Here is a 3761-nt window from a genome sequence, read left to right as displayed (position 1 = left end):
CTGTAATTATGACGACGCCGAGTCCCGACCAGACTGCATAAGCAACACCGACAGGGATGGATTTCAGAACCAGAGAAAGAAAATAAAATGCGATGCCATAACCGATTATGACAACGGCGGAAGGGGCAAGCTTAGTAAAGCCCTCGCTAGATTTTAATGCGGATGTTGCGATTACTTCGCCAACTATTGCGATAACAAGAAAAAGCCAGCCTTTCATGATATATCTCCCAATTTGTGTAGGGCTTATTAGAGCCATTTCCGAGCTGGTGACGATCAAATCGGGCTTCAGCTCGGCAATAGCTTCCAGGCTTGGGGCGACGCGGGTACCCACGTTGGCGATGCCCTCCGGCAGCGCTGGTTCCTTCACCCAGGTGCGATAGCCTGTCAGATCAGCGACGCCAACAGGCGCTACGTCCAACAGTAACAGCGATTCGGTAGCGGCCCAATTCAGAGTCACAATACGCTTGGGTGGTTCATCCAGCGTCAGCGTGCCGCCCTCGTGTTGCCAGGAGCCGGCGTGGGCGGTTGATGAGGTAAACAGCAGCCAACAGACAGCTGCGATGCGCCTGGCGCGCCGGGTATCAATGAACATAAGACACCCACTGCCCGGGTGCCCGCTCCATCACGCCCATGCCAACGCCATAAATGCTTTCCAGCACCTGGCTGTCCATGATGTCCTTGGGCGAACCGTCAGCAACGACCCGGCCCGCTTTCAGAGCCACCAGTCGATCACAGAAGCGCGCTGCCAGGTCTACGTCGTGAAGCACGACCACCACGGTGAGCTCCCGTTGCTCGGCCAGTTGATGAACAAGCCGAAGGGTTTCGACCTGGTGTTTCACATCCAGCGCTGAGATGGGCTCATCCAGCAGCAGGCAGCGGGTTTGTTGGGCCAGCAGCATGGCAATCCAGGCTCGCTGACGCTCGCCGCCAGACAGAGTATCCACGGATCGATGCTGGAAGGGGCGCAGGTCCGTATCGGCAATGGCCTGGTCGATCAGGTGCTGGTCTTCGTCGGTGTAGCGCCCCAGCGGGCCGCGCCAGGGGTAGCGGCCAAGGGCAACCAGTTCGCGAACTGTCAACCCATCCGTAGCGGGCGGGTGTTGGGGCAGGTAGCCCACGATGCGGGCAAATTCCCGGGCGCCGAAATTCTGGCTGGCCCGGGACTGCAACTCGACCTCGCCATCGGTGGCCGTCATCTGTCGGGCGAGGGTTTTCAGAAGCGTCGATTTGCCCGAACCGTTGTGGCCGAGCAGAGCGGTGACCTGCCCCTCCTGGAACGTCATATTGACCCGGTGCAGGATGTCGGTGTCGCCGATGCGCACCGCAAGATCGCGAACTTCAAAAAACGCTGGCATTCAGATTCCCCCCAAGTGAGAGCGGCAGGATAATCTAAATGCGAATTACTATCAATGAATTGTCGTTGGGTTGCCTTCCAAATTATGCCTGCCCGGTCTGCACCCGCCACTGGGCCGCGTAGGCGCCACCTTTTTCGATCAGCGCCTGATGGGTGCCCTGTTCCACTACCTGCCCCTGGTCGACCACCGCGATGGTGTCGGCCTCCACAATGGTGGACAGACGGTGGGCTATCATGATCACCGTGCGATTGTGCCCGATGCGTTTCAGGGAGCGCTGAATGGCCGCTTCGGTTTCGTTGTCCACGGCGCTGGTGGCCTCGTCCAGCACCAGAATGGGCGGATCTTTCAGCAGGGCGCGGGCCAGGGACAACCGCTGGCGCTGACCGCCAGACAGGCGGATGCCGCGCTCCCCGACGGCCGTATCCAGCCCTTCTGGCAAGGCCTGGATGAACGACCAGGCCTCGGCGGTGCGAGCCGCTTCGATAATCTGTTCTTCGGTGGCGTCCGGTTTGCCATAGGCCAGGTTATCCCGAATGCTGCCTTCAAACAGGTACACGTCCTGGCTGACCAGGCCAATGGCATTGCGCAGGGACTGGAGACTCACCTCGCGAATGGGCTGGCCGTCGATGCGGATATCGCCGTGGCTTGGGTCGTAGAAGCGCAGGAGCAGTTTGATCAGTGTAGATTTGCCAGAGCCGGTGGCGCCCACCAGGGCCAGGGTATTGCCCGCCGGGACGTTCAGGCTGATGCCCTCAATACCCGCGCCGCTGCTGGGGTAGCGGAAACTGACGTTGCTGAATTCGACCGCGCCTCGAACCGGCTCAGGCAGGGCTTTTCCGGCCTCGTCCCGCACGTTCACCGGCTCGGCGAGCAGGTCGAGAATGCGCCGGGTGCTGGCCATGGCGCGCTCAAACAGGTCAATCACTTCCGCGAGGCCCGTCAGCGGCCACAGCAAGCGCTGAGTCAGGAACACCAGCACGCCATAAGCGCCCACGTTCAGGTTGCCGTTCAGGGCCATCATGCCGCCCACGGTGAAGGTGGCCAGAAAGCCGGCCAGAATGGCCATGCGGATCACTGGAATGAACGCCGAGCTGATACGAATGGCCCGCCGGTTGGCGTCTACATAGGCTTCGCTGGCGTCTTTAAGGCGCTGGGCTTCACGAAGTTCGGCGGTGAAGCTCTTGATGGTGGCGATGCCGCCCAGGTTGTTGGCCAACCGGCTGGACAGGTCGCCGACTTTCTCACGCACGTCGGCGTACAGCGGCCCGGCTTTGCGTTGGAAGTAAAAAGCGCCCCAGATGATCAGGGGGATCGGGGTGAACGCCAGCAGGGCGATCAGCGGCGACAGCACGAAGAACACGGCACCGACGGCAACCACGGTGACCAGCACCTGAATCATGGCGTTGGCGCCACCGTCGAGGAACCGCTCCAACTGGTTAACGTCGTCATTCATCGTAGCCACCAGCTGGCCTGAGCTGCGGGCTTCAAAGAAGCTCATGTCGAGGCGCTGGGCGTGTTCGTAGGCGTCTTGTCGCAGGTCAGATTGCAGCCGCTGGGCCAGGTTGCGCCAGAGAATCTGGTACAGATACTCGAACAGGGATTCGCCGGCCCAGATGAAGAAGGTGAGTACGGCCAGAATGGTGATCTGTTCCTGGGCGGTTTCAAAGCCGAGGCCCGCGACGAAGCTTTCTTCTTTGTTGACGACCACGTCGATGGCAACACCGATCAGGATCTCCGGCGCGATGTCGAACAGTTTGTTGATGATGGAGCAGGTGGCGGCCGCGATAATCCGGCGGCGGTAGCCCCGGGCGTATCGGAGCAGGCGGCCTAGGGCGGCAAAACTGCTGGTATGCTGGCTGGTTGATGGCATGGTCCGCATCCTTCTGGCTGGCGTGTTGCTCCCTGCCGGGGAGCGTGCTGCAGGATTAAAAGGCGGAAGGGTAGCGGATTCCAGCGTTTATTAAAACAGAATCATTTTCACGGGTATGCCACTCGGGAACCCCTCCAGGGTGTTTTCCTAATCTTTTACAAGAAGAGGCTTGAATGAAGTTTTCCCAACGCATCAATCAAGTTTTGCTCTCACAAGAACTTATTGTCTCACAAGAAAATATGGTGGAGGGGGACGGATTCGAACCATCGAAGGCGGAGCCGGCAGATTTACAGTCTGCTCCCTTTGGCCACTCGGGAACCCCTCCAGGGTGTTTTCCTAATCTTTTACAAGAAAAGGCTTAACTGACGTTTTCCCAACACATCAATCAAGTGCGGAGCGCATATTATCAAACTCGGACTTTGTGTAAACCCTTTTTTTGTCTTTTTGAATTGAATGCTGGGGTATAGGAAGTATAAACCACCTTTTTGCTCCTCATCCGAAGTATCTTACCTGAAATTCCCTCACTCGTTTACCGC

Annotated in this window: 3 protein-coding genes, 1 tRNA gene and 1 pseudogene; all 5 read right to left on the bottom strand. The window is 58.7% G+C overall.

All coding sequences use genetic code 11. The features are described from left to right. On the bottom strand, positions 1-217 hold a 217-nt coding region (locus R7P69_RS24425; RefSeq protein WP_000679421.1), incomplete at its 3' end, for a DMT family transporter. Positions 218-313: 96 nt separating this feature from the next. Continuing rightward, positions 314-592 (bottom strand): annotated as a pseudogene (locus R7P69_RS24420) (hypothetical protein); the annotation flags it as partial. Continuing rightward, positions 582-1355, bottom strand: a complete 774-nt coding sequence (locus R7P69_RS24415) for an ABC transporter ATP-binding protein (RefSeq protein WP_079325032.1) — start codon at positions 1353-1355, stop codon at positions 582-584. The gene R7P69_RS24415 and the pseudogene R7P69_RS24420, both read right to left, overlap by 11 nt. Before the next feature lie 82 nt (positions 1356-1437). Beyond that, positions 1438-3225 (bottom strand): ABC transporter ATP-binding protein, encoded by a 1788-nt coding sequence (locus tag R7P69_RS24410; protein ID WP_079325030.1) that lies wholly within the window; start codon positions 3223-3225, stop codon positions 1438-1440. 240 nt (positions 3226-3465) lie between these two features. After that, positions 3466-3550: transfer RNA gene (locus R7P69_RS24405), tRNA-Tyr, on the bottom strand. Between the last annotated feature and the right edge of the window lie 211 nt (positions 3551-3761).

This window comes from Vibrio sp. 661, from assembly GCF_033339315.1.
GTDB classification, from domain to species: domain Bacteria; phylum Pseudomonadota; class Gammaproteobacteria; order Enterobacterales; family Vibrionaceae; genus Vibrio; species Vibrio alginolyticus.
The sequence above is the reverse complement of the archived record's forward strand: the minus strand, read 5'-3'. Positions and strand labels throughout refer to the sequence as shown.